Here is a 23218-nt window from a genome sequence, read left to right as displayed (position 1 = left end):
CGACATGCCCGAGCCCGCCCGCCCCTCCGCACCGCCCGCGGCCGCCGACACCGCCGCGCTGACCGTGATGGGGCTCGAGCTCCCTCAGCGCGCTCCCGCATCGCGCGGCACCGTCTTCGCCTGGGCGCTCTGGGACTGGGCGACCCAGCCGTTCAACACGGTCATCCTCACGTTCATCTTCACGGCCCTCTACCTGACGACGGACGCCTTCCTTCCGCCCGACATCGCGGCGCGCGGCGACGACGACCCGGCCAAGGTCGCGGCTCTCGCCGACCTCGCGTCGGGCCTCGGATGGGGCACCACGGTCGCGGGCCTCCTCATCCTCCTGCTCGCCCCGGTTCTCGGGCAGCAGGCGGATGCCGCGGGCCGGCAGAAGCTGTGGCTCGGGATCGGCACGGGGGCGCTCATCGTCTGCATGCTCGGCCTGTGGTTCGTCGAGCCCACCCCGACCCTGTTCTGGCTGGGCGTCGCGCTGATCTCAGCGGGCATGGTGTTCGGCGAGATCGCGGCCGTCAACTCCAACGCCATCCTCGTCGGCATCGCGACGCCGAAGACGATCGGGCGCATCTCGGGCCTCGGCTGGGGGTTCGGGTACCTCGGCGGCATCGTCGCCCTCGCCCTCGTCATCGTCTTCTACCTGGGCAACTGGTTCGGGCTCTCGTCGGAGGGCGGCCTCCCGTTCCGCGTCATCGCGGTCGGCTGCGCCCTGTGGACGATCGCGTTCGCCATCCCGATCTTCGTGAAGGTGCCCGAGCCCTCGCTCGGGCGCCCCGAGCGCCGCGTGGGCTTCGTGCAGTCGTACGCGCTGCTCGTGAAGGATGTCGCCGGCCTCTACCGCTCCCCCGCCACGCGCCCGACCTTCTGGTTCCTCCTCGCGAGCGCGGTCTTCCGCGACGGCCTCGCCGGGGTGTTCACGTTCGGCGCGGTGATCGCGGCGAGCGTCTTCGGCTTCGGCACGCTCGAGCTCATGATCTTCGGCGTCGCCGCGAACGTCATCGCGGGCGTCTCGACGATCATCTCGGGTCGCCTCGACGACCGGTTCGGGCCCAAGCGCATCATCCTCTTCTCGCTCGGCGCGATGACCCTCGCGGGGCTCGCGGTCTTCGCACTCGCCGATGCCGGGCGCACCGTGTTCTGGATCGGCGGGCTCATCCTGTGCGTGTTCGTCGGACCGGCCCAGGCGGCGTCGAGGTCGTTCCTCGCCCGGGTCACGCCCGCGGGCCGCGAGGGCGAGATCTTCGGCCTCTACGCGACGACGGGGCGCGCCGCGAGCTGGATGGCCTCGGCCGCGTGGGCGCTCCTCATCACCGTCACGCACCAGACGACGTTCGGCATCCTCGGCCTCGTGCTCGTCCTCCTGCTCGGATTCCTCCTGCTGCTGCCCGTGAAGGCCGCGCGGTGATCAGGGGCGGGTAGCGTCGGGAGCATGCCCCGCACCGCCCGCCGTCGCATCGTGTTCCTCGACATCGACGGGACGATCCTCGACCACGACGGGACCATCCCGCCCTCGACGCCCGATGCCATCCGCCGCGCTCGCGCCAACGGCCACCTCGTGCTGCTCGCGACGGGGCGGACGCCGTACGAGGTCGACGTGCAGGTGACCGACATCGGGTTCGACGGCATCGTCGCGGGCGCCGGCGCGTTCGTCGAGTACGACGGCGAGTGGATCATCGAGCGCCTCATGCCCGAGGCGTCCTGCCGGAGGCTGCGCGAGGAGTTCGACGCGCTCGGCCTGGACTACGTGCTCCAGGGGCGCGAGTACTTCTATGCCACCACGGGCATGCAGCGGCACCTGCGCCGTCAGCTCGGCGTCTCGGATGGCGAGGGCGTCTCGGATCGCGGGCTCGGCCGGTACCTCGGCGAGATCCCGCCGCTGCGCCACGATCGCACGGCGAAGGCCGTGTTCTCGGGCGACGACCTCGGGGCCTACGACGCCGTGCAGCGTGCCGTGGGCGCCGAGTTCACGGTCATCACGGGCACGATCCCCGGCATGGGCACGGCGAGCGGCGAGGTGTCGATGCCCGCGGTGACGAAGGGCAGCGCGATCCGCGAGCTGGTCGATCGGATCGGGATGGACCTCGCCGATGCGATCGCGATCGGCGACAACAACAACGATCTCGAGATGCTCGAGCTCGCGGGTGTCGGCATCGCGATGGGCAACGGCACGCTGCAGGCGAAGGAGGCGGCCGACGAGGTGACCGCTCCGATCGACGAGGACGGCCTCGCGAAGGCCTTCGCGCGGCACGGTCTCCTCTGACGCAGACGGAATAGGGGCGCGCCGACGGCGGTTCACGCCGGTGTGACGCTGCTGACCCCGCTCCCCGCACTGCGCGACGGCGATGCGCTCGAGCGCCTGCTGTCGTCGCTCGAGTGGGAGGTGCGCAGCACCGACCGGCTCCGCATCGAGCGGGAGATCGCTCTCGGCGCGGGCGACGCCGCGCTCGTGTACGTGCTCGAGGGGGCACTGGCCCTGCCGCCGCGCGCCTACGACTGCGGCGCGCGCGACGGAGCGCCGCCGACCGAGCTCGTCGCGGGCGACACGCTTCTCTCCCTGGGCCGCGAGCCGATGCGGATCCGCGGCGACGGAGCCTTCGTGATCGTCTCGCGGCTGAGCGCATCCGAGTCCGTCCAGCGGCAGCTCGCGATCGTGCCGGATCTCGTCTCGGTCAGCGGGTTCTCGCGCATCGAGCCCGCCGCCGCGGCGCTCGCAGCCCACCTCGGCCTCCCCGCGGTGACGAGCCCGTACGCCGGGGCGACTCCCGTGATCTGCCGCCTCATGGCGACGACGCTCGCTCTCGCGACGCTGCGCGCGTGGGCCGTCGCCGGCTGCGCGCCCGACGGATGGCCCGCGCGCACCGCCGACCCGTTCCTCGCGCGCGTGATCGAGGCCATCCACGCGGAGCCCGGGCGCGACTGGACGGTCGAGCGGATGGCCGCGATCGCGGCCATGTCTCGCTCGGTCTTCGCCGAGCGGTTCCGCTCGGTCGTCGGACGGTCGCCGCTCGGATACCTGACGGAGGTGCGCATGGCGGCCGCGCAGGACCTGCTCGCGGGCGGTGCCGGGGTCTCCGAGGTCTCCCGCCGCCTCGGCTACGCGTCGGACGAGGGCTTCAGCCGCGCATTCCGACGCCACACGGGCGTCACGCCGTCGGCGTGGCGTGCGCGAGCGCTCGTCCGCGCGTAGCCGCGACCGGCCCTACCGGCGACCGGCGAGACCGAACAGCACGGCGCCGAGGGCGACCGCGACGGCTCCCGTGATGTAGGCCGCGTCGACCCCCGCGGCGTCGACGAGCACCCCGCCGATGCCGGCCGCGAGCATGATCGCGAGCTGGAATCCCGCGACGACCAGGCCTCCGCCGGCCTCGAGGCGGTCGGGCAGGCGGCGGCCGATCCAGGCGTTCAGCACGATGAGCCACGCCGAGAACGCGACACCCCACACGACCACGGCGACGCCGACGACCGCGAGCGAGGTCGGCCACAGGATGACCGCGACGATCGGCGCGCCGACGAGCACCGGCACGGCAGCCGAGAGCAGGCCCAGGTGGCGGTCGACGATCACGCCGGTGACGACGTTGCCGACGAGCCCGCCGACGCCGAAGAGGGCGAGGAGGAGCACGATCGCCCCCTCGTCGAGCGGCGTGCGCTGGGGTCCCTCCGTGATCCGCTCCAGCGCGAGCCGGATGTAGGTGTACGCGGTGAAGTGGCCGAGGACCGTGAGCACGTGGCCGGCGAGGCCCAGTGCGATCCCGGGTCGGCGGAGCGTGCTGCCGAGGATGGCGAGGCTCGCTGCGCTCTGCGCCGGCACCTTCGGCAGGAGCACGCGGAGCGCGACGGCGACGGCGGCCGTGACGACGGCGGCGCCCGCGAAGACGGCGCGCCAGTCGGCGAACGTGCTGAGGAGCACGCCGAGCGGAACTCCGAGCACTGTCGCCAGCGACGTCCCGGCGGTCGTGAACATGACCGCGCGCCCGAGCCGCTCCGGGCCGGCGATGCGCGACGCCACCGTGAGCGACATCGACCAGAACCCGCTGAGCGCCGCGCCGAGCAGGACCCGCGACGCGAGCACGATGCCGAGTGACGGCGCGAGCGCGACGAGCAGGTTCGACACGGCGGCCGCCACCGCGAGCCACACGAGCAGGTCCCTGCGGTCGAGACGCGGCACGAGGAGGCCGATCGTCGGGGCGACGAGGAATCCGACGAGGGCGGTCACGGTGACCGCCTGCCCCGCCTGCCCCGCCGTCACACCGAGGTCGCGCGCGAACTCGGTGAGCACGCCGTTCGGAAGGAACTCCGCGGTCACCAGCACGAAGCTCATGACCATCATCGTCACGAGCGCGCCGTAGCGGAGGCGCTCGCGCGGAGGTGAGAGGCGTTCGTCGACGGTCGGAAGCGAGGCGGTGTTCGTCATGCCCTCCAGCGTCGCGGAGCCCGGCGCTGGCCGCCCGACCGCGCGTCCGGGCCATCCGACCGATCGTCCGCATCCGCGTGGATGTGCGGAACGACGCACCAGATGGGCACCTCATGGGCAGAACTCCCCATCGCGGTTCGACAGAATGTCATTTCTGTGAAACACCTGGGTCTCTAGGTTGGGTTCATCCGTCTGCGCACGGCGACGACGCCGTGTCGCAGACATCCGGGCGCCGACCTCGCGGTCGACGCGTGAAACCTGGAGGAAGAGTGAAGTCACGCACCGCATGCGCACTGGGAGCAGCGATCCTGCTCGCCGGGGCGCTCGCACCGACGGCCGCCACCGCGGCACCGAGCGACACCGACACGGCTCCGCCGCTCGACCCGACCGTCCCCGCACAGCAGGACGACCGCCCCGATCCGCTCGCCGAGAAGCGCACGGCGGAGAAGATGCGGGCGGCCGAGCTGGTCGCGACGGGCCAGGCCGAGGTCACCGAGCGCGGCAAGGGGAAGAACAAGACCCGCGTCGTGGAGATCGCCCCCGATGACTGGGTGGAGTACGGCGTCGAGGAGACGGCCCAGCTGTTCTCGATCCTCGTGGAGTTCGGCGACACCCCGGACGAGCGGTTCCCCGAGGCCCCGGCCGCGGGTCCGCTGCACAACGAGATCCCGGAACCCGCCGCCGACGACAACTCGACCTACTGGGAAGAGGACTTCTCGCGCGAGCACTTCCTGGAGATGTTCTTCACGGGCCTCGAGGACCAGGGCGGGGAGTCGTTCCGCGGCGTCTACGACGAGATGTCGTCCGGCCGCTTCGACCTGCAGGGCGACGTGTCCGACTGGGTCACCGTGCCGTACGCGGAGGCGTCGTACGGGCAGACCGAGTCGCAGGACGACATGACGCGCTTCATCCAGGACTCCGCGGACGCCTGGTACGCCGATCAGCTCGCGCAGGGCAAGACGCACGACGAGATCGTGGCGTACCTCCAGACGTTCGACGTGTGGGACCGGTACGACCTCGACGGCGACGGCATCACGAACGAGCCCGACGGCTACATCGACCACTTCCAGGCGATCCACGCCGGCGAGGGCGAGGAGGCGGGCGCCCCCGAGTGGGCGATCTGGTCGCACCGCTGGGCGGCGAACCAGGCGGGTCTCGGCGTCGACGGACCGGCCGACCACCCGAAGGCGGGCGGCGTCCGCATCGGCGGCACGGACATCTGGATCCGCGACTACACGACCGAGCCCGAGAACGGCGGACTCGGCGTCTTCGCCCATGAGTTCGGGCACGACCTGGGCCTTCCCGACTACTACGACACCGACGGCGGCGACAACGGCACCGCCTTCTGGACGCTGATGAGCTCGGGCTCGTGGCTCGGGCACGGCGAGGGCACGATCGGCACGACCCCGAACCACATGGGCGCGACCGAGAAGCTGTTCCTCGGCTGGCTCGACTACGAGACGGTCGAGGCGGGCGAGTCGGCGACCGTCGACCTCGGACCGGCCTTCCACGCGACGACGCGCCCGCAGGCCGTCATCGTCAACCTGCCTCCCGGCGAGCAGTTCGTCGAGACCGGGCCCGCGGCATCCGGCACGAAGTACTTCTTCTCGGGCAGCGGGGCAGGGCTCGACAGCACCGTCACGAGCCCTGCGTTCGAGGTTCCGGCAGGCGCCGCGCTGACCGCGCAGGTCGACTACGACATCGAAGCCGACTGGGACTACGCGTACGCCGAGATCTCGACCGACGCAGGGGCCAGCTGGACGCCGCTCGCGACCGACCACTCGACGACCGAGGACCCGAACGGGGCGAACCTCGGCAACGGCATCACGGGCGCGACCGAGGGCTGGACGGCCCTCACCGCCGACCTGGGGGCCTACGCGGGGCAGACCGCGCAGATCCGCTTCCGGTACGTCACCGACGGCGCGGTCAACAACCCCGGCTTCAAGGTCGACGACATCGCCGTGGGCGACGCGCTGTCGACCGACGTCGAGGACGGCGCAGCGGACTGGGAGCGCGCCGGCTTCGAGCTCATCGAGGACGGCGGGTACACCGTGCAGTACGACCACCGCTACATCGCGGAGAACCGCGTGTACGGCGGCTACGACGCGACGCTCGCCGAGGGCCCGTACAACTTCGGCTGGTCGCAGACCAACCCGAACCAGGTCGAGCACTTCCCGTTCCAGGACGGCCTGCTCATCTGGTACGTGAACGGGCTCTACGAGGACAACAACACCTCGGCGCACCCGGGCGGCGGCCAGGCCCTGCCGGTCGACGCGCGTCCGCAGGCGCTGACCTGGACGGACGGGACGATCGCGCGCAACCGCATCCAGACGTTCGACGCGACGTTCGGGCTCGACAAGACCGACAAGCTGTCGCTGCACCGCGAGACCGAGGAGGGCATGACCACCCTCGAGCTCAAGAAGCAGAAGCCGGTGTCGCTCTTCGACGACTCCGACCCGTACGCCTACTACGACGAGGCCAACCCGCAGAACTCGGTCATCGTCGGCGGCACGGGCACGACCATCCAGGTCGTGGGCGCTGACCGCCGCGAGGGCACGATGACCATCGAGGTCAACGCCGGGTCCTGACGACGGCACGACACCGAGGCCGGGTCGCCCCTCCGGGCGGCCCGGCCTCTCCGCGTCAGCGGGGCGCCTTCTTCTCCTTGGGAGGCAGGGCGAGTGTGCGCGCGACGGACTCGCGGATCCACTCGTCGAGCTGCTCGTCCGTCGGCGACCGCACCCCTGCGAACCCCGTCATCGTGCGCGTCCCCATCTGCATCTCATGCGCTCCCCGCGCGAGCGCGTCGGCCATCCCGTCTCGCCCGACGGGGATCATGAGCTCGTCGCGCGTGATGCCCGCGACCATGTGCCCGCGAAGCGTCCAGCAGAGTCCGCCGAACATCCGGATCTCGACCGCGTCAGCGGGGACGAACGCCCGGATCCGGTCGGCGAGCTCGTCGTCGTATGCCATGCGCACACGGTAGCCCTCCGCGGGACCAGAGCGCAGGAGATTCTCATCCGAGCGGGAGCGGCGGATCGCGTGCCAGCGGAGCCCGCGCCGGCTCAGCCCTGCGGACGGCGCGGGTCGGGCCACGCGTCGGCGAAGCGGCCGAGGAGGTCGGCGAGCTGCGCGCGCTCCTCGGCGGTGAAGCCAGCCAGCGCCTGCTCGACGGCCTCCGTGCGCGCGCCGTGTGTGCGCGCCGCGATCGCGCGGCCCTCGTCGGTGAGCGCGATGAGCGTCCGACGTGCATCGGCAGGATCGGCCTCCCGACGAGCATGCCCCGATTCCACGACGGCCTGCACGAGCCGGCTCGCGCGCGGCTGATCGACGCCGAGGCGCTCGCCGATCTGCCCGACCGACAGCGGACCATCCGCCGTGGCGAGGATCTCCAGCAGCCGCAGACGTGCGATCGAGCGCCCGAACGGACCGCGCGGGTGATCGCCGTGCGGACCGCCGTGCCCATGGTGCGCACCGAGCGGACCGCCGTGCGGCCCGGCGTGGGGGCCTCCGAATGGGCCGCCGTGAAGCGGATGCCCGTGCTCGAACGGCCCCTCCCCGCCGCGGCGCCCGAGCCGCAGCCGCGCGAGGGCGGCGGCGATGCGGGCTGCGGGATCGGTCGGCTCTGCCACCCCTCTAAAGTACATGACACTTGACATGGAGATCCGATGCATGTCATCCTGCATATACATGCACGATGACATTGATTTGGAGACCTCCATGAACACCGACACCACACACCGCACCCCGCACGACGACGGACGCCCCCTCGGCTTCTGGCTGAAGGCCGTCGACTCCCTGCTCTCCCAGCAGATCGACGCCGCGCTCGAGAGCGAGGGCATCGACCACCGCGACTGGCGGCTGCTGAACGCGCTCGCGGGCACGGTCGACGCGCCAGGTCTGCACGACCGACTCGCCCGCAAGCCCCACCGCGTCACGATGCTCGCCGAGCACGGATGGGTCGAGCTCGTCGACGGGGAGTGGACCCTGACCGACGAGGGGCGCACGACGCTCGATCGGCTCGCGCCCCGGGTCGCCGCCGTGCGCGAGCACGTCGCCGCCGCGGTCTCTCCCGAGGACTTCGCCACGACCCTCGCCTCACTCGAGGCCATCGCGCGCGAGCTCGGCTGGGAGGAGGGCAAGCCCCTGCCCCGCCGCACGCGTCCCCGCGGCCGACACGGCCACGGCCCGCACGGCCACGGCTTCGGCCCGCACGGCCACGGCTTCGGGCCCCACCGCTTCGGCGCGCGCGGCTTCCACCACGGCCACCGCGACGCGTCGTGACGCGTTCTCCCTGCACACGGGCGGTCTCGGCCCCGGACCGTAGGCTCGAGTCATGAGCTTCGCCGAGACCTGCCCGTGCGGGAGCGGGCGGCCGTATCCGTCGTGCTGCGGCGCCCTCCACTCCGGCGCGCGCCTCGCGGAGACCCCGGAAGAGCTCATGCGCTCGCGGTACAGCGCCTTCGCGAAGGGCGATGTCGACTACCTCGCGCGCACCTGGCACCCGCGCACGCGCCCCGCCGACCTCGCGCTCGACGACAGCACGACGTGGACGCGCCTCGAGATCCTCGAGGCCGCGGGCGACGAGGTCGCGTTCGTCGCGCACTTCACGACGGCGGATGGCCCCGGCCGGCTCGAGGAGCGCTCCCGTTTCGCGCGCCGCGGCGGCCGCTGGGTCTACGTCGACGGCGACGTCGCCAGCTGAGTCACGCGCCGCTCCAGCCGCGCACGCGGTGCAGCCGCGCCGTCTTCGGGAAGGAGCCGCGGCGCCCGCCGACCTCGAACAGGTCGACGAGCAGGAACAGGGGGCAGTCGGGGGCCTGCGGGATCCGGCGCACGACCATGCCCTCGCATCCGATGACGGTCTCGCCCGCGCCCCAGATCGCGGTCCACGTGTGCGGTCTCGCGGCGTCGAACGGCAGCGTCACCTCGGCCATGTCGGTGCGCAGCCCCGGGTCGCCGTGGGCCTTGATGCCCGTGCGGGCGACGGTCGATGACTCCACAGCCTCCGCGTCGATCTCGAAGATGCAGATCTCGCCCGCGTCCTCTGCGCGCTCATGCTCCGTCCCGACGAGCCACGCGGCGAGCATCGCGCCCTCATCCGCGCTCGCGCTCACGGTGATGTCGACGCGGCCCGAGCGCGGCGCCCACAGCAGGCGCGCCGGTGTCTCGGTTCGAACCGTCAGGCCATCGGGGCGATGCCGATGCGTGCCGCGCGTCGACCCGAGCGGCCCCGAGAAGACCCCGGTCTGCAGATTCGAGACGCGCAACGGCGCGTCCTCGGGGCGCCAGTCGAGCTGGTCCTCATCGATCCGGAGGCGCAGGCCATCCGCGGCGACGTCGAACCGCGCCGCGGAGCGGTCGGGCGTCGTCCAGTGCGGCAGGTAGTGCGCGATCCAGAGGGCGGGATCGGGGCCCTCGGCGAAGTCGTCCTCGACGTCGGGGCGACGCGACGGAGGAGGCGGCAGGGAGTCGCGCATCACGGCGCGACCTTAGCGCGAGCGGGCGACATCGGGCTCATCCGCCTTCGGCATACCGCGTCGCGGTCTCCGCGACCTGCCGCTGGTAGTCGTCGGTGTCGTTGTACGAGCGGATGGCGCCGATCCAGGCCTCGGGCGAATCGAGCGTCCCGTGCGCCTGGCAGAGGTAGCGCGCGGCCGTCGCCGCGGCGTCGTCGATGTCGTGCGGGTCCGTGCGGCCGTCGCCGTCGGCGTCGACGGCCCAGATGGCCCAGGTCTCCGGGATGAACTGCAGGGGCCCGACCGCGCGATCCCAGACCGCGTCCCCGTCGAGAGCGCCGCCGTCGGTGTCGGGGATGGCCATGGTGCGGTTCGTGCCGTCGAGAGGGATGCCGATGATCGCCGGGCGGGCGACGCCGTCGCCGTCCACGGCTCCGCCCTCGAGGGCCCCGTGCCGGCTCTCGACCCATCCGATGCCGGCGAGCGTGTTCCATCCGACCGCGCAGCCGTAGGTCGCCCGCGCGCCGAGGTCGGCCGCCCCGTATGCCGCGAGCGCGCGCGCGGGGATCCCCTGCGCCGCGGCCGTCGCCGCGAGCCACTCGGCGTCGACCGTGGCGCCGTCCGACGACGGCGTCGCGAGCGCGGCGGCCGAGGTGGGTGCGGGCCGAGTGGGCTCCGCGGGCCGCACGGCCAGGGCGATCAGCCCGACGAGCACGCCCGCACCCACGAGGCCGCTCACGACGACCGCGGCGGCCTGCGTCGTGCTCCTCCGGCGCCTGCTCACGCCCTCAGCGTGCCGCAGTCTCCTGACGGTCCGCCCGGCGCCCGCCGTGCGATCACGCCGGCGCGCGCTTCGCGGCGGCGATGTGGCCGAGCTGCCGCCAGACGAGCAGCAGCGTGATGCCGGCGCCGCCGAACGCGAACCACCACGGGGCGGTGAGGCCCCACAGCTGCGCGATCACGCCGCCGAGCGCCTGACCCACGACCATCCCGCCGAACACGCACACCATGTTCAGCGAGCTCGCGCGGCCCTGGAGCTCGTTCGGCACCACCCGCTGGCGCACCGTCGTCGAGATCGTGCCCCACACGAACGCGTACGCGCCGAACACTCCCATGATGACGAGCGCGAGCCATCCCTCGGTCGTGAGCGCGAAGGCGAGGTGCATGACCACCTCGAGCGACAGGCACACGCGCATGAGCGTGGCGAACGAGACATGCCGCTCGAGCCATCCGAACGCCATCGTCGAGAGCAGACCGCCCGCGGCGGATGCGGTCGTGAGCATCCCGTAGCCGACGGCGCCCATGTGCAGGTGCTCGGTCGCGTAGAGGACGAGCACGCCCCACGGCGCCGCCCACGTGATGTTGAAGACGAGGATGACGATCGCGAGCGTGCGCATGGGCGGGTTGCGCCACGTCCAGCGCAGGCCCTCCGCGATGTCGCGGCGGACGGGCGGATGGCCGCCCTCGCGCGGCGGGAGCGGCGGGAGGGCGATGCGCGAGACGAGGAGGATCGCGAGCAGGACGCAGACGATCTGCGCGGCGAACGGCCAGGCGGAGCCGGCGGCGAAGAGGAAGGCGCCGAGGGGCGGCCCCGCGAACTGGTTCGCGACGAGGTAGCCGCCCTGCATGCGCGCGTTGCCGATGCCGAGGTCGTCGTGGTCGACGAGCATCGGCAGCAGCGTGCTGCTCGCGGAGTCGGCAAAGACCTCGGCGACCCCGTAGGCGAACATCGTGACGAGCACGATCCCGATGTTCACCGCGCCGGTGACGATGAACACGCAGAGCATCGCCACGACCAGCGCGCGGAGCGCGTTCGCGATCATGACGAGCGTGCGGCGGTCGAATCGGTCGGCGATCGCGCCGGCGTGCAGTCCGAACAGCAGCCACGGCAGGTACTGCAGCAGTGCCGCCGAGGCCACGAGGAACGGGGAGTCGGTCAGCGACGCGACGAGCAGCGGCCCTGCCGCGAGCGCGATGCCGTCGCCGATGTTGCTCGTCCACGACGACGCGAGGAGCCATCGGAAGTCGCGCCCCATCCGCCGCGGCGCGACGATCTCACCCAGTGATGCCACGAGAGTCGATCCTGGCACCGATCGGCGACATGCGGGGCGCCTTCCTACGATGGGGCCATGGCCTGGCAGACGAAGCGCACGCGCACCGTGTACGAGAATCCGTGGATCCGCGTGCGGGAGGACGACGTCGCCCGGCCGGACGGCGGGGAGGGCATCTACGGCGTCGTCGAGCTGCGGCATCCGGCGGTCTTCGTCGTCGCGCTCGACGAGGAGGACCGCGTGCTGCTCGTCGAGGTCGACCGCTACACGATCGGACGATCGTGGGAGGTCGTCGCGGGCGGCAGCGATGGCGAGCCCGCCGAGCAGGCCGCGCGTCGAGAGCTGCTCGAGGAGAGCGGGCTCGAGGCGGCCGAGTGGATCGAGGTGGGGCGGATGAACGCGCTCAACGGCATCTGCGTCGCCCCCGAGACGGTGTTCCTCGCCCGCGGGCTCACGTCCGCTCACGACGCGGCCGCGCATCAGGCCGAGGAGGGCATCACCGCCTCGCGGTGGGTGCCGCTCGACGAGGCGCTGCGGATGTCCGTGTCCGGGGAGATCTCAGACGGCGAGTCGATCGCCGCGCTCGCGATGGCGGCGGTGCATCTGAAGCGGCTGTAGGTCAGGCTCCGCTCGCGCCCGCGTCGCTCACCGACACGTCCGTCCGGTGGAAGTTCTGGAACGAGCGGGAGGCGGTCGGCCCGCGCTGCCCCTGGTAGCGGTTGCCGTAGGGGCCCGAGCCGTAGGCGTTCTCGGCCGCCGAGGTCAGCTGGAAGAAGCAGAGCTGGCCGATCTTCATGCCCGGCCACAGCTTGATCGGCAGCGTCGCGACATTCGCGAGCTCGAGCGTGACATGACCGGTGAAGCCCGGGTCGATGAAGCCCGCCGTCGAGTGGGTGATGAGGCCGAGGCGGCCGAGCGACGACTTGCCCTCGAGGCGGGCCGCGATGTCATCCGGGAGCGTGACCTGCTCGAACGTCGCGCCGAGCGCGAACTCGCCGGGGTGCAGGATGAACGGCTCGTCGGGCTTGACCTCGATGAGGCGGGTGAGCTCGGGCTGGTCCTCGGCGGGGTCGATGAAGGGGTACTTGTGGTTGTCGAAGAGACGGAAGTACCGGTCGAGGCGCACGTCGACGCTCGAGGGCTGCACCATCGCGAGATCGAGCGGGTCGAGCCTGATGCGGTCGGCGTCGAGCTGGGCCTTGATGTCGCGATCCGAGAGCAGCACGGTGCCAGCGTAGTCGGCGGCGGCCATCCGCCTCAGTGCGCGTAGCGCGAGACGCTGTCGATGCGGAACGTGACGCCATCCGGGACCGCCCCGTACAGCGTGACGTCGGCCGCGCCCGTCTCGCCCGGCGCGATGTCGGCGGACCACGCGATCGACGTCGCCGCCTCCGATCCGTCGGGGTTCAGGGCCGTGATGTCGATCGCGTACTCCATCGGCACGTCGGCGGAGTTCCGGACGCTCACGGGCAGGACGGGCTCGTCGCCGTCGAGCCTCAGCTCGCCGAGGGTCACGTCCTGCGCGAGGTCGTAGAGGCCGACGACCTCGAGCTCGACGACGTCGAACCGCGCGGAGTCGATGCCGGCGAGGTCGTAGTACGACTCGAAGCTCTCAGGATCGGGCACGGCGAGCGAGACGAGGAGCACGTCGCCGGTCTCGACGGGGCGCCCCTCGGGGTCGACGATGACCGTCTGGTTGTCGCCGACGTACTCGTACGCGGTCGCGGGCTGCCGCGCGCTCAACGTGACGAGGTGCGCGGCGGCGTCGGCGGGCACATCGGCCTCCGGCGTGTCCGGCGCGAGGATCTCCGCGTACGCGACGAACCCCTCGCCCACGTGCGCCTCGGAGGCATCCAGGATGGCCGCGAGCCGGGCCGCGTCGACGGGAGGGAACTCGGATGGCTGCGGCGCGGGCGGGGCCGATGGCTCGGAATCGGAATCGGCATCGGCATCGGCATCCGCGGACGGCACGACGGGATCGGGCTCGTCCGGCGCGCCGCTGATCCACGTCTCGACGGTCTCCACGACGACCGGCCACAGCCCGAAGAGCCGTGTCTCGAACGCCGCCACCACGATCACGACGAGGATCGGGAGGACGAGCCACCCGCGCCCGCGCCGTCGGGGTCGGGAGGCCCGCGGAGTCGGCGTGCGCGTCCCGCGACGCCGCATCTCGTCGAGAGGCGGGATGACATAGGGCCCCTGATGCCCTTCGGGCACCGAGGTGAAGGTCTCGGTGTACCGGTCGTCGCGTCCCATGAAGCCGACGCTACTTGCTGTCGGGGGATCCCGGGGTGCCCGCAGCCCCTGTTATGCTGGCGGAGTCGCGTGCTCCACGCGCGCGGGGCTGTAGTTCAATGGCAGAACTTCTGCTTCCCAAGCAGACAGCGCGGGTTCGATTCCCGTCAGCCCCTCCACTGTCAGTTCTCAAGCTAGGTGAGACTTTCGCAACCTAGGTGAGACGCCACAGGCCGGGATCTGGTCCGTTGGTCACGAGCGTCCTTGCAGAGCATGCCCGAACGGCGATGTCGTCGACGACACCGCCGATAGCGCGAGCTACACGACGCGCACAAGGTTAACAATGTGCATGCCTGCCTCCGCTACGATCACTAGCGCGCGCTATTACGCTTCGGCGCTGAGCGGTGAAGAAGCAGAGAGGCTTTCCATGACAATGACGACTCGCACGCCGATGCGGACGCGGTTGCTCGACGCTCCGCTGTTCACGAGTCGCGTGCGCTCGGCACAGGTCTCGGCGCGCGAGCGGTGGCTCGGGTATCTCATCGGCCCGGCTGGCGCGCTCCTCCTCAACGCCGTGCTGGCGAGCTACCTCAACGTCTACTACACGGACGTTCTGGGCGTGCCCGGGCTGTGGGGAGGCGCGTTCCTCATCGTGTTCCCGATCGTCTCGTAGATCCTGCACGCGGGCACGAACTTCCTCATGGGATACCTCATCGACCGCACACGCACCTCGCAGGGCAAGGTATCCCTTCGGCCATGGGCTGTCGTACACCTCATTCGCGTACAGTGATCTGCGCGTGAGCGCCGCGACGAACGGACTCACGGCGAGCGTCACCGTGACCAACACGGGCTCCCGTCGGGGCCGCGAGGTTGCGCAGTTCTACGTGAGCGCTCCCGGTGCCACTGTGCGGCGGGCCGTCCGCGAGCTCGCCGCCTTCGACGCCGTCGAGCTGGAACCCGGCGAGTCCGCGACCATTGACGTCGACCTCCGCCGCGAGGATCTGTCCTTCTGGGACACGGCGGCGGGGCGGTGGGTCCTCGAGCCGGGGGCCGACGTCGTGCACGTCGGCGCCTCCCGCCGCGACCTGCGCCTGTCGGCATCTGTCGAGCTGGCGGGTGACGTCGCCGAGACGCCACTGACCGATGCGTCGACCGTCGGAGAGATGATGGCGCACCCGGTCGTCGGCCCACTGGTGGCCGACATGTCCGGCGCGGCGCAGGGCGTCGACACGGTCGAGGGCCTCGGCTCTGACGCGATGCGGATGTTCGCGGCGATCCCGCTCAGGCAGGCCGTCGCGATGAGCAGCGGAAACTTCACCCGCGAGTAGCTGGACCAGCTCCTCGCTCTCGCTAACGGCGAGCCCACGGGGGATCTCGCCGCGCGCTGAGAACTGCGCGCGTCGCCGCGCCTACTGCGCTCGCAGTAGATGAAGATCCTGCGCCTGGCAGACGTGGCGCGCCGCTGCGGCGGAAAGGCTGGAGATCGTCCGATTTCCTGTCTTGAGGAAGGGGCCTTATGGCTCGTCTGCTGTCACGTCTGGGGCGCTTCAGCGCCCGCCATCGCTGGGCCACGGTGTTCAGCTGGGTCGTCGCGCTCGTCGCCCTCGCCGTCGTCGCACTGAGCGGCATGAAGTTCAGCGACGGCGCCTTCGACGTTCCCGGCACGCCCTCGAGCAAGGCGATGTCGGTGCTGGAGGAGGAGTTCCCGACCGACGATGACGCCGCGAAGGCGCTGCAGCTCGTTGTGAGCACAGGAGACCACGCGGATGTCACGGACCCAGAGATCGGCGCAGACATCGCCGCCGCCCGGGACGAGCTCGCGGCGATCGACGGCGTTCTGACCGTCTCCGACCCGTTCGATCCTGCGCGACCGTACGTCTCGCAGGATCTGAGCACGGCCGTGGTGTCGCTCGAGGTCGACCCCGATGCGGACGCCGAACGGGTCTCCGAGGAGGTCGCGGACGTCGCTGCCGGCCTGGGCGCCGACGGTCTCACCGCGGAGGTCGGCGGGAGCCTCGAGTCGGGCGTGCCGGAGATCATGGGCCCGAGCGAGATCGTCGGCGCCGCGCTGGCGTTCATCGTCCTCTTGATCACCTATGGATCGCTCGTGGCCGCGGGCGCGAACATGCTCGGCGCGCTCGTCGGTGTGGGTGTCGGCATCCTCGGTGTGCTGGGCTTCTCGGCGATCGCCCCGATCGGCTCGCTCACGCCGATCCTCGCGGTCATGCTGGGGCTCGCGGTCGGGATCGACTACTGCCTGTTCATCCTCGCCCGCTTCCGGTCCGAGCTGCGTGAGGGCGCGAGCGTCGAGGACGCCATCGCCCGCGCCGTGGGCACCGCGGGGTCGTCCGTCGTCTTCGCGGGCGCGACCGTCATCATCGCCCTGGTCGGACTGACCGTCGTCGGGATCACGTTCCTCGGTGAGATGGGCCTGGCGGCCGCGTTCGCCGTCGCCGTCGCCGTCCTGATGGCGCTCACGCTGCTTCCGGCGATGCTGAGCTTCATGGGCCGCCGTGCACTGTCGCGCAAGGACCGTGCGTCGCGCAGCACACATCCGGGCAGCGGCGGGCGCTTCATCACCGGATGGGCGAACTTCGTCACCCGCCACCGCGTGGCGAGCCTCTTCGGCGGCGCGCTGCTGCTCGGCGCGCTGGCACTTCCGGTGACGGCCATGCAGACGACGCTGAATGTCCCCGGCGGCGAGGACCCCGAGTCGAGCCAGCGCGCGGCGTACGAGCTGATCGCGGACGAGTTCGGTGAGGGCGCACAGGATCCTCTTGTGGTCCTGGTGCGGCACGACGACGTGGAGCAGGTGCTGCCGGATATTCATGAGCACCTGTCCGAGCTCGACGACGTCGCCATGGTCGTCCCGGCCGGCGTCAACGACCGCGGTGACGTCGCCATGCTCACCGTCATGTCGGAGCACGGCCCGCTCGACGACGAGACGAAGGACCTCGTGCGCGATCTGCGCGCCGAGGACCGCCAGGTGGACGACGCCCAGCTGCTCGTCACCGGCGGCACGGCGATGGGCCTCGACTCCGACGAACAGCTGCAGTCGGCGCTGACCACGTACATCGCTCTTATCGTGGGCCTGTCGCTGCTGCTGATGATCGTGCTCTTCCGCTCGATCCTCGTTCCTCTCGTCGCCACGATCGGCTTCCTGCTGTCCCTCGGCGCCGGCCTCGGCGCGACCGTCGCCGTCTTCCAGTGGGGCTGGCTGGACGCGCTGATCACGTCACCGCAAGGCAACCCGCTGCTGAGCCTGCTGCCGATCGTCGTGACCGGGATCCTGTTCGGGCTCGCGATGGACTACCAGGTGTTCCTCGTGTCCCGCATGCACGAGGCCCACACGCAGGGCATGACCCCGGTGGAAGCGATCCGCACCGGCTTCCGCCGCTCGGCGATCGTCGTCGTCGCAGCCGCCGCGATCATGGCCGCCGTGTTCGGCGGGTTCGCGATGAGCCCCTCCTCCCTGGTCGGCTCCATCGCCCTCGCGCTCACGGTGGGCGTCGTCGCAGACGCCTTCATCGTCCGCATGGTGCTCGTGCCGGCGGCGCTCGCCCTGCTTGGGAAGTCGGCATGGTGGATGCCGCGATGGCTCGACCGCATCCTGCCGAACATCGATGTGGAGGGCGCCGCGCTCGAGCGGCCGACCGCGTCGTCGTCGGAGGAGACGGCGACGCCCGCGCCGGCCGGCGTCCGGTGATGCCCGTGGCGGTATCGGGCGCGTGCTGTGGTCGGCCCGGTACCGCCGCGGCGTGGCAGAGTGCTGATATGAGCGACGGTTCCCTCTCGGCGCCGCAGCGCCCGCGCGGCCTCGGTCTGGGCCTGAACCGCATCGAGTGGGCGCTCGATGCGGCAGCGGCGATCGCGCTTGTTGTCGAACTGACGCGCGAGATCTCCACGGGCTCGTTCTCCACGCTCCCAGTGGTGGTTCTCGCCGCAGCGTCCGTGGCGGCGCGCCGACGGCTTCCGATCGTGGCCGCGTCCGCCGCGCTTCTCGTCAGCGGGCTGGCCCTGCTGGCACCGGCGGGCGCGGTGCCGCTGTGGGTCGCCGCCGAGGTCTGCCTGTTCTCTCTCGCGCTCCGCCGTCCGCGCCGCATCGCCCTCTGGTTCGGCGCGGCGCACGCCACGCTGCTCTACGTCGGCGCCGTGGTCGTCTTCCGGGCGGCACCGCTCGAGCCGGTGGCGCTGATCCTGCCTGTGTGGACCGCGGCGGTCGTCTCGGTCGGCCTGTTCCTGCGCACGAACGACGACTACGTCCGCGCGCTCGAAGAGCACAGCCGATCCGCGGCCGCCTACCGCGAAAGCGAGGTGCGCCATAAGGTCGACGAGGAACGGCTCCGCATCGCTCGCGACCTCCACGACTCGGTCGCGCACACGGTCTCCGCCGTCGCCATCCACGCGGGCGCCGCCGAACGGCACCTGACCGGCGACACCGAGCGAGCCCGGACCGCGCTCCAGCAGGTGCGGGCCTCGGCCCGCGCCGTCGTGGACGAGCTTCAGGATGTCCTGGCGGTGCTTCGGAATCCCGGCGACAGCGCCGAGGACGAGCGGGGGGCGCTCCCCGGCCTGGACGGGCTCGAGGCACTCGTGGAGGCCACGAGAGCGACCGGCATGCACGTCGAGTACAGCGCGAGCCTGCCGGCCTCGCTCGACCGATCGGTCGGCGTCGCCACGTACCGCATCGTTCAGGAATCACTCACGAACGCGCGCAAGCACGGGACGGATCCGGTCACCGTGTCGATCAGGCATGACGATCGCACGCTGCGCATCCATGTCGTCAATCGGCTCCGCGGCACCGCGCGCGAAGACGTGCGCGGCTTCGGGCTCATCGGCATGCGGGAACGTGCAGCGAGCGTGCACGGCACGCTCCGCGCGAGCGCCGAGCCGCATCGGTTCGTCCTGCGCGCGACCCTGCCGCTCCACGCTCACGAAACGGAGGGGCTGGGATGATCCGCGTCCTGCTGGTCGACGATCAGGCCGTGATCCGCGCCGGCCTGCGCAGCGTCCTCGAATCCGCGGACGTCTCCGTTGTCGGCGAGGCGCCGGACGGCGCGCGTGGTGTGGAGCTCGCGCGAAGCCTGCATCCGGACGTCGTGCTCATGGATCTCCGGATGCCCGGGCAGGATGGCGCCGCTGCGACGAAGGAGATCCGCTCCGACGATTCCCTCGAGGACGTCCGCATCCTCGTGCTGACGACATTCGACGGGGACAGAGACGTGGTCGCCGCGCTGTCGGCGGGAGCCGACGGGTTCCTCGGGAAGGCCGCCGATCCCGATGAGATCATCGGGGCCGTCGAGCGCGTGGCCGCAGGCGAATCCTCGCTGTCCGCCCGCGCGTCTCGTGCCGTGATCACCCATCTGTCCGCGGCGCCGAACCAGCCCCGCGCCGAGATCGACCCGGAGCTCGCGGCTCTCGTGGCGACACTGACCCCCCGAGAGCGCGACCTCGTCGCGGCAGCAGCACGGGGAGAGGACAACGCGACCATCGCCCAGCGCCTCTTCATCTCGCCGCTGACGGTGAAGACCCACCTCAATCGCGCCATGACCAAGCTGGGCGCACGCGACCGCGGGCAGCTCGTCGCGTTCGCCTACCGCGGTGGCGTTGTCTGACGGGGGTCCTCCCCTGCCGTTCGCAGCGGGCAGCTGGGAGGGTCAGGCGACGACGAGTGCGGCGACCGCCTGCCACAGCGCGTCGCCATCGGACTCTGCGGAATCGCTGCCGATGTGCCGACGCATAGCGCGCCGCGACGCCTCATCGAGCCACAGGGCGATCACGACGCGCGCCGCGAGGGGCACCGGCATACGCAGGCTCAGTCCCCTCTGAGACGTGAACTCGCTGACGAGGGCTGCCGTCTGCGACTCGAGCGACGCGAAGAACCCGCGCGCGATGTCGCGGGCCTCTGGGAGCCGGATCGACAGCAGCCTGACCTCCGTCAGGATCAGCACCGCAGAGTCCTCGGCGAGTGATTCGTCGACCGCGTGTCGGACGCGTGCGCGCCAGTCTCCTGCAGAGTGCGCCTCTACGAGGGCGACAGCGCGGACCCGGGCGATCGTGTTGTGCGCGATCTCGGCGGCCAGCTCGATCAGGAGCTGCTCCTTCGAGGTGAAGTTCGAGTAGAAGGCGCCCCGCGAGTATCCGGCGTGCCCGCAGATCGTCTGGATCGAGCAGCCGGCGACGCCGTGCGCGGCGAAGGCCGTCTTGGCGGCATCCAGCAGGTGACGTCGCGTGCGCGCGCGCCGACGCTTCGCGCCGGTCACGGTCGTGACGTCGGGAGCCGTCACCGTGCGCGGTCCTCGAGTCCCGCGGCGGCGGCGATGCGCGCGAGCAGGCGCTGATGAGCCGCGGCCTCTTCGGCACCGGTGGAGATCGCTGCTCCATCGAGCACTGCATCGCGGAAGGTCTCTGCCTGGAACGCGTAGGTCGACCGCCGCTCCGCGGCTTCCTCGCGGCGCTCGCCGTTCGCCACGACCCTGGCGCGTGCTCCGTGCTGGGGGTGATACGGGAACGTGACCCGCATTCGCCCGTGCGTGCCCGTGACGACGAGCGACATGTCGAAGAGCCGGGCGGACCACATCGAGGCGACGACTTCGCCGCGCACATCCCCCGGGTACGTCATCGTCGCCGTGATGCGCCGATCCACCTCGCGCATTACGCTCGCGCGGGCGTCGTCGACGCGCACCGGCGGGCCCAGCAGCTCGGTGAGCAGGCGAGTCGGGTAGTAGCCGAGGTCGAGCAGGGCGCCGCCTCCGAGGGCCTTCTGCCATCGGATGTCCTTCCCCGGGGGGATCGGCACGCAGAACGTCGCACGAGCGGACCGGATCTGCCCGAGTTCGCCGGACCGGACGATCTCGGTGAGCCGGCGCTGGAACGGGTGATGGTGGGAGTGATAGGCCTCCATCAGCACCCGGTCGCTGCGCCCCACGGCGTTGACGATCCGCACCGCAGCGTCGGGCTCGGCTGTGAAGGGCTTCTCCACCAGCACGTGCTTGCCCGCTTCGAGCGCGGCGATCGCCCACGGTGCGTGCAGCGACGGCGGCAGAGGGATGTAGACGGCGTTGATGCTGTCGTCCGCGAGAAGCCCGTCATACGAACCGTGCACCATCGGGATGCTGTGCTTCCGAGCGAATGCGTCTGCCTTCGCGCGGTCACGCGCAGCGATCGCGACCACATCGAGACCGCGGATCTCGGAAGCCGGTCGCAGCAGGGCCTGTGGGACGATCCTCGCGGCGCCGAGAACCCCGATGCGGACCCGATCCTCAGCCACGGACTCCGCCCTGCCCCGGACCGGCAGCCGACAGCGCATGCCGTGCGGCGACGTGGCCCATCACGAGGCCCTGCCCGATGGTGGCCCCTGCCCCGGGGTACCGGTTGCCGTACACATTGGCGGCCGTGTTGCCGATCGCGTACAGGCCGGGGATCGGTTGCCCGTCGTCGGTCAGGACACGGGCATGCTCGTCGGCGGCGAGCCCGCCGCACGTGCCGAGGTCGGACAGCACGATGCGCACGGCGTAGAGGCGGCGCTCGTCGAGCGGACGGAGATTGGGGTTGGGCCTGACTGTGGGGTCGCCGTAGTAGCGGTCGTACGCGCTGCCGCCCCGGTGGAAGTCGTCATCCACCCCGGCCGCCGCGAGCTGAGCGAAGCGCTCGGCGGTATGCGCCAGCGTGTCGGCCGGAAGCCGCGTCCTGCTCGCGAGCTCGCGCCAGGATCCGGCCCTCACAGCGATGCCGTGGTCGTACCAGGCCTTCGGCAGAGGCATGCGCGGGAAGACACTGCCCCCGAGCAGGTACCTGTTGCGGTAGCTCTGGTCGAACACGAGCCACATCTCCCGCACCGGGCGCCCCTCCCGCTCGCGCCGCAGCAGCTCCTGCCCGAACGACATGTAGTCGGTGGCTTCGTTGATGAAGCGCCTGCCCTCCTGGTCGACCATAAACGACCCGGGAAGCGAGCGCTCCGCCAGCAGCACGACTGGCCTCTCCCCCGGCAGCGGCGCGACGGCGGGGAACCACCACGCCTGATCCATGAGCGCCAGGCCCGCGCCGACCGCCTGCCCGGCGGCGATCGCATCGCCGGTGTTGCCGTCGGCGCCCAGACTCCAGTCCCCGAGCAGCGCGGACTGCTCACGACGACGGCGCTCGAGTTCGTGGTCGAAGCCGCCGGCGGCGAGGACGACACCGCGCGTGACCGTCACCTGGATGAGCTCTCCCCCGCGACGGACGATCGCACCGGTGACCTGCCCGTCCTCGACCACCAGCCGCTCGAGCGCAGTGCGCGTCCAGACGGGGACTCCCATTCGCAGAGCGGCGTCGTAAAGACCCGCCGCGAGGGCCTGCCCCCCGGCGACGTATCGGCGCCCGAGCACGAGGCCGCCGAGGCCCTGGATCGCGCGCTTGACCGCGACCCACAATCCGCGCTGCGGCACGCGAAGCATGAGGTTGAGCCACTTGTAGTCGGCGCCCGTGACGGGCATGGGGATCGGTGCGGCCATTGTCGCCGGGCGCAGCCGCGTGCGATTCCTCCCGAGGAGCGCGGCATCGAAGGGCCGGGATTCGCAGCTGCGACCGAGGGCCGAGCCGCCCGGACGCTCGGGGTGGTAGTCGGAGTAGCCGCGCGCCCAGCTGAACTGCATCCGCGTCGTGCGCTGCAGCATCCGGATGGCATCGGGGCCGTGCTCCAGGCAGCTCTCCCAGCGCTCGCGCGGAGCGGCATCTCCGACGAGGTCCTCGAGGTACGTGCGCGCGTCCTCAAGTGTGTCCTCGGGCGCCTCCTGAGCGAGAAGCGGATTCGCCGGCACCCAGAAGGCGCCCCCGGAGCGTGCGGTCGATCCACCCACCAGGTCGGTCTTCTCGATCACCAGTACGTCGGCGCCCAGCTCGCGGGCGGACACGGCGGCCGCGAGGCCGGCGCCTGAGCCGACGACGAGCAGGTCGACGATCCGCGGTTCGACCATGCCGCCTGTCGCCGCGGTAGTGCTGGCGGAAGTGCTCTCACTCATGGGCGGACTCCTCACGAGAGCGGCGCAGCTCCTCGGCTCCGCAGGGCACGGTGCATACGGATGGCG

Annotated in this window: 23 protein-coding genes and 1 tRNA gene; 13 read left to right on the top strand and 11 right to left on the bottom strand. The window is 71.4% G+C overall.

From position 1 onward, the window contains the following. Window positions 1-4: 4 nt before the first annotated feature. Genes M1D46_RS03665 through M1D46_RS03655 form a run of 3 tightly spaced genes read left to right on the top strand, consistent with a single transcriptional unit; the run spans window position 5 to window position 3184 of the window. Window positions 5-1402 (top strand): MFS transporter, encoded by a 1398-nt coding sequence (locus M1D46_RS03665; RefSeq protein WP_456287148.1) that lies wholly within the window; start codon window positions 5-7, stop codon window positions 1400-1402. 24 nt (window positions 1403-1426) lie between these two features. Then, window positions 1427-2257, top strand: a complete 831-nt coding sequence (locus tag M1D46_RS03660; protein WP_455969045.1) for a Cof-type HAD-IIB family hydrolase — start codon at window positions 1427-1429, stop codon at window positions 2255-2257. A gap of 42 nt (window positions 2258-2299) precedes the next feature. Then, window positions 2300-3184: a helix-turn-helix transcriptional regulator gene (locus tag M1D46_RS03655; RefSeq protein ID WP_282980384.1), complete on the top strand. Its 885-nt coding sequence runs from the start codon at window positions 2300-2302 to the stop codon at window positions 3182-3184. Window positions 3185-3196: 12 nt separating this feature from the next. Here M1D46_RS03655 and M1D46_RS03650 read toward each other — a convergent pair whose 3' ends face one another. After that, window positions 3197-4408 (bottom strand): MFS transporter, encoded by a 1212-nt coding sequence (locus M1D46_RS03650; protein ID WP_282980385.1) that lies wholly within the window; start codon window positions 4406-4408, stop codon window positions 3197-3199. A gap of 269 nt (window positions 4409-4677) precedes the next feature. Here M1D46_RS03650 and M1D46_RS03645 point away from each other — a divergent pair, with 269 nt between their 5' ends. Continuing rightward, on the top strand, window positions 4678-6996 hold the full coding sequence (locus tag M1D46_RS03645) for an immune inhibitor A domain-containing protein (RefSeq protein WP_456286646.1): 2319 nt from the start codon (window positions 4678-4680) through the stop codon (window positions 6994-6996). Between the two features lie 55 nt (window positions 6997-7051). On the opposite strand, the gene M1D46_RS03640 is transcribed toward M1D46_RS03645, so the two are convergent. Further along, window positions 7052-7381, bottom strand: a complete 330-nt coding sequence (locus M1D46_RS03640; protein WP_271174613.1) for a TfoX/Sxy family protein — start codon at window positions 7379-7381, stop codon at window positions 7052-7054. 92 nt (window positions 7382-7473) lie between these two features. Further along, on the bottom strand, window positions 7474-8040 hold the full coding sequence (locus M1D46_RS03635; protein WP_271174614.1) for a MarR family winged helix-turn-helix transcriptional regulator: 567 nt from the start codon (window positions 8038-8040) through the stop codon (window positions 7474-7476). Between the two features lie 88 nt (window positions 8041-8128). Between M1D46_RS03635 and M1D46_RS03630 the strand changes: the two genes are divergently transcribed. Both M1D46_RS03630 and M1D46_RS03625 read left to right on the top strand, forming a co-directional pair. After that, window positions 8129-8692, top strand: a complete 564-nt coding sequence (locus M1D46_RS03630) for a MarR family winged helix-turn-helix transcriptional regulator (RefSeq protein ID WP_456286645.1) — start codon at window positions 8129-8131, stop codon at window positions 8690-8692. A gap of 52 nt (window positions 8693-8744) precedes the next feature. Next, a complete protein-coding gene (locus tag M1D46_RS03625; protein WP_456286644.1) occupies window positions 8745-9113 on the top strand; it encodes a YchJ family protein in 369 nt (122 codons plus the stop codon). Window position 9114: 1 nt separating this feature from the next. Here M1D46_RS03625 and M1D46_RS03620 read toward each other — a convergent pair whose 3' ends face one another. Genes M1D46_RS03620 through M1D46_RS03610 form a run of 3 tightly spaced genes read right to left on the bottom strand, consistent with a single transcriptional unit; the run spans window position 9115 to window position 11939 of the window. Beyond that, entirely contained in the window at window positions 9115-9888 is a 774-nt protein-coding gene (locus M1D46_RS03620; RefSeq protein WP_456287147.1) for a hypothetical protein, read from the bottom strand. Between the two features lie 37 nt (window positions 9889-9925). Beyond that, window positions 9926-10651, bottom strand: a complete 726-nt coding sequence (locus tag M1D46_RS03615) for a lytic murein transglycosylase (protein WP_456286643.1) — start codon at window positions 10649-10651, stop codon at window positions 9926-9928. 52 nt (window positions 10652-10703) lie between these two features. After that, window positions 10704-11939 carry an MFS transporter gene (locus M1D46_RS03610; protein ID WP_271174618.1) on the bottom strand — a complete coding sequence of 412 codons (1236 nt, stop codon included), beginning with the start codon at window positions 11937-11939 and terminating at the stop codon, window positions 10704-10706. Window positions 11940-11996: 57 nt separating this feature from the next. On the opposite strand from M1D46_RS03610, the gene M1D46_RS03605 reads away from it, so the two are divergent. Then, window positions 11997-12536, top strand: a complete 540-nt coding sequence (locus M1D46_RS03605; RefSeq protein ID WP_456286642.1) for an NUDIX domain-containing protein — start codon at window positions 11997-11999, stop codon at window positions 12534-12536. A gap of 1 nt (window position 12537) precedes the next feature. Here M1D46_RS03605 and dcd read toward each other — a convergent pair whose 3' ends face one another. Together dcd and M1D46_RS03595 are read right to left on the bottom strand one after the other, a co-directional pair. Then, window positions 12538-13143 (bottom strand): dCTP deaminase, encoded by a 606-nt coding sequence (dcd, locus tag M1D46_RS03600; RefSeq protein ID WP_271174620.1) that lies wholly within the window; start codon window positions 13141-13143, stop codon window positions 12538-12540. Between the two features lie 32 nt (window positions 13144-13175). After that, window positions 13176-14174, bottom strand: coding sequence for a hypothetical protein (locus M1D46_RS03595; protein WP_456286641.1), 999 nt, complete (start codon window positions 14172-14174; stop codon window positions 13176-13178). 84 nt (window positions 14175-14258) lie between these two features. On the opposite strand from M1D46_RS03595, the gene M1D46_RS03590 reads away from it, so the two are divergent. From M1D46_RS03590 to M1D46_RS03565, 6 genes are all read left to right on the top strand, one after another. Beyond that, window positions 14259-14332 (top strand) — tRNA-Gly (locus M1D46_RS03590). Window positions 14333-14580: 248 nt separating this feature from the next. Beyond that, window positions 14581-14826: a hypothetical protein gene (locus M1D46_RS03585; RefSeq protein WP_456284394.1), complete on the top strand. Its 246-nt coding sequence runs from the start codon at window positions 14581-14583 to the stop codon at window positions 14824-14826. 124 nt (window positions 14827-14950) lie between these two features. Further along, window positions 14951-15481 carry a fibronectin type III-like domain-contianing protein gene (locus M1D46_RS03580; RefSeq protein ID WP_456284393.1) on the top strand — a complete coding sequence of 177 codons (531 nt, stop codon included), beginning with the start codon at window positions 14951-14953 and terminating at the stop codon, window positions 15479-15481. Between the two features lie 188 nt (window positions 15482-15669). Beyond that, on the top strand, window positions 15670-17859 hold the full coding sequence (locus M1D46_RS03575) for an MMPL family transporter (protein WP_456286640.1): 2190 nt from the start codon (window positions 15670-15672) through the stop codon (window positions 17857-17859). Beyond that, on the top strand, window positions 17748-19109 hold the full coding sequence (locus tag M1D46_RS03570; RefSeq protein WP_456287145.1) for a sensor histidine kinase: 1362 nt from the start codon (window positions 17748-17750) through the stop codon (window positions 19107-19109). Before M1D46_RS03575 ends, M1D46_RS03570 begins: the two co-directional genes overlap by 112 nt. Beyond that, window positions 19106-19768 (top strand): response regulator, encoded by a 663-nt coding sequence (locus M1D46_RS03565; RefSeq protein WP_456284390.1) that lies wholly within the window; start codon window positions 19106-19108, stop codon window positions 19766-19768. The genes M1D46_RS03570 and M1D46_RS03565 overlap by 4 nt, the downstream gene beginning before the upstream one ends. Before the next feature lie 42 nt (window positions 19769-19810). Here the strand turns inward: M1D46_RS03565 and M1D46_RS03560 are convergent, their stop codons facing one another. From M1D46_RS03560 to M1D46_RS03550, 3 genes are read right to left on the bottom strand one after another with little or no spacing between them, the layout of a single operon-like run. Further along, window positions 19811-20440 carry a TetR/AcrR family transcriptional regulator gene (locus M1D46_RS03560; RefSeq protein ID WP_456286639.1) on the bottom strand — a complete coding sequence of 210 codons (630 nt, stop codon included), beginning with the start codon at window positions 20438-20440 and terminating at the stop codon, window positions 19811-19813. Beyond that, window positions 20437-21462, bottom strand: coding sequence for a Gfo/Idh/MocA family protein (locus M1D46_RS03555; RefSeq protein ID WP_456286638.1), 1026 nt, complete (start codon window positions 21460-21462; stop codon window positions 20437-20439). Before M1D46_RS03555 ends, M1D46_RS03560 begins: the two co-directional genes overlap by 4 nt. Then, entirely contained in the window at window positions 21416-23107 is a 1692-nt protein-coding gene (locus M1D46_RS03550) for a 3-ketosteroid-delta-1-dehydrogenase (RefSeq protein WP_456286637.1), read from the bottom strand. The genes M1D46_RS03555 and M1D46_RS03550 overlap by 47 nt, the downstream gene beginning before the upstream one ends. Window positions 23108-23218 lie beyond the last annotated feature (111 nt).

This window comes from Microbacterium sp. JZ70 (genome assembly GCF_053903225.1).
Note: the sequence above shows the minus strand (reverse complement) of the source record. Positions and strands in the feature narration are given on the sequence as shown.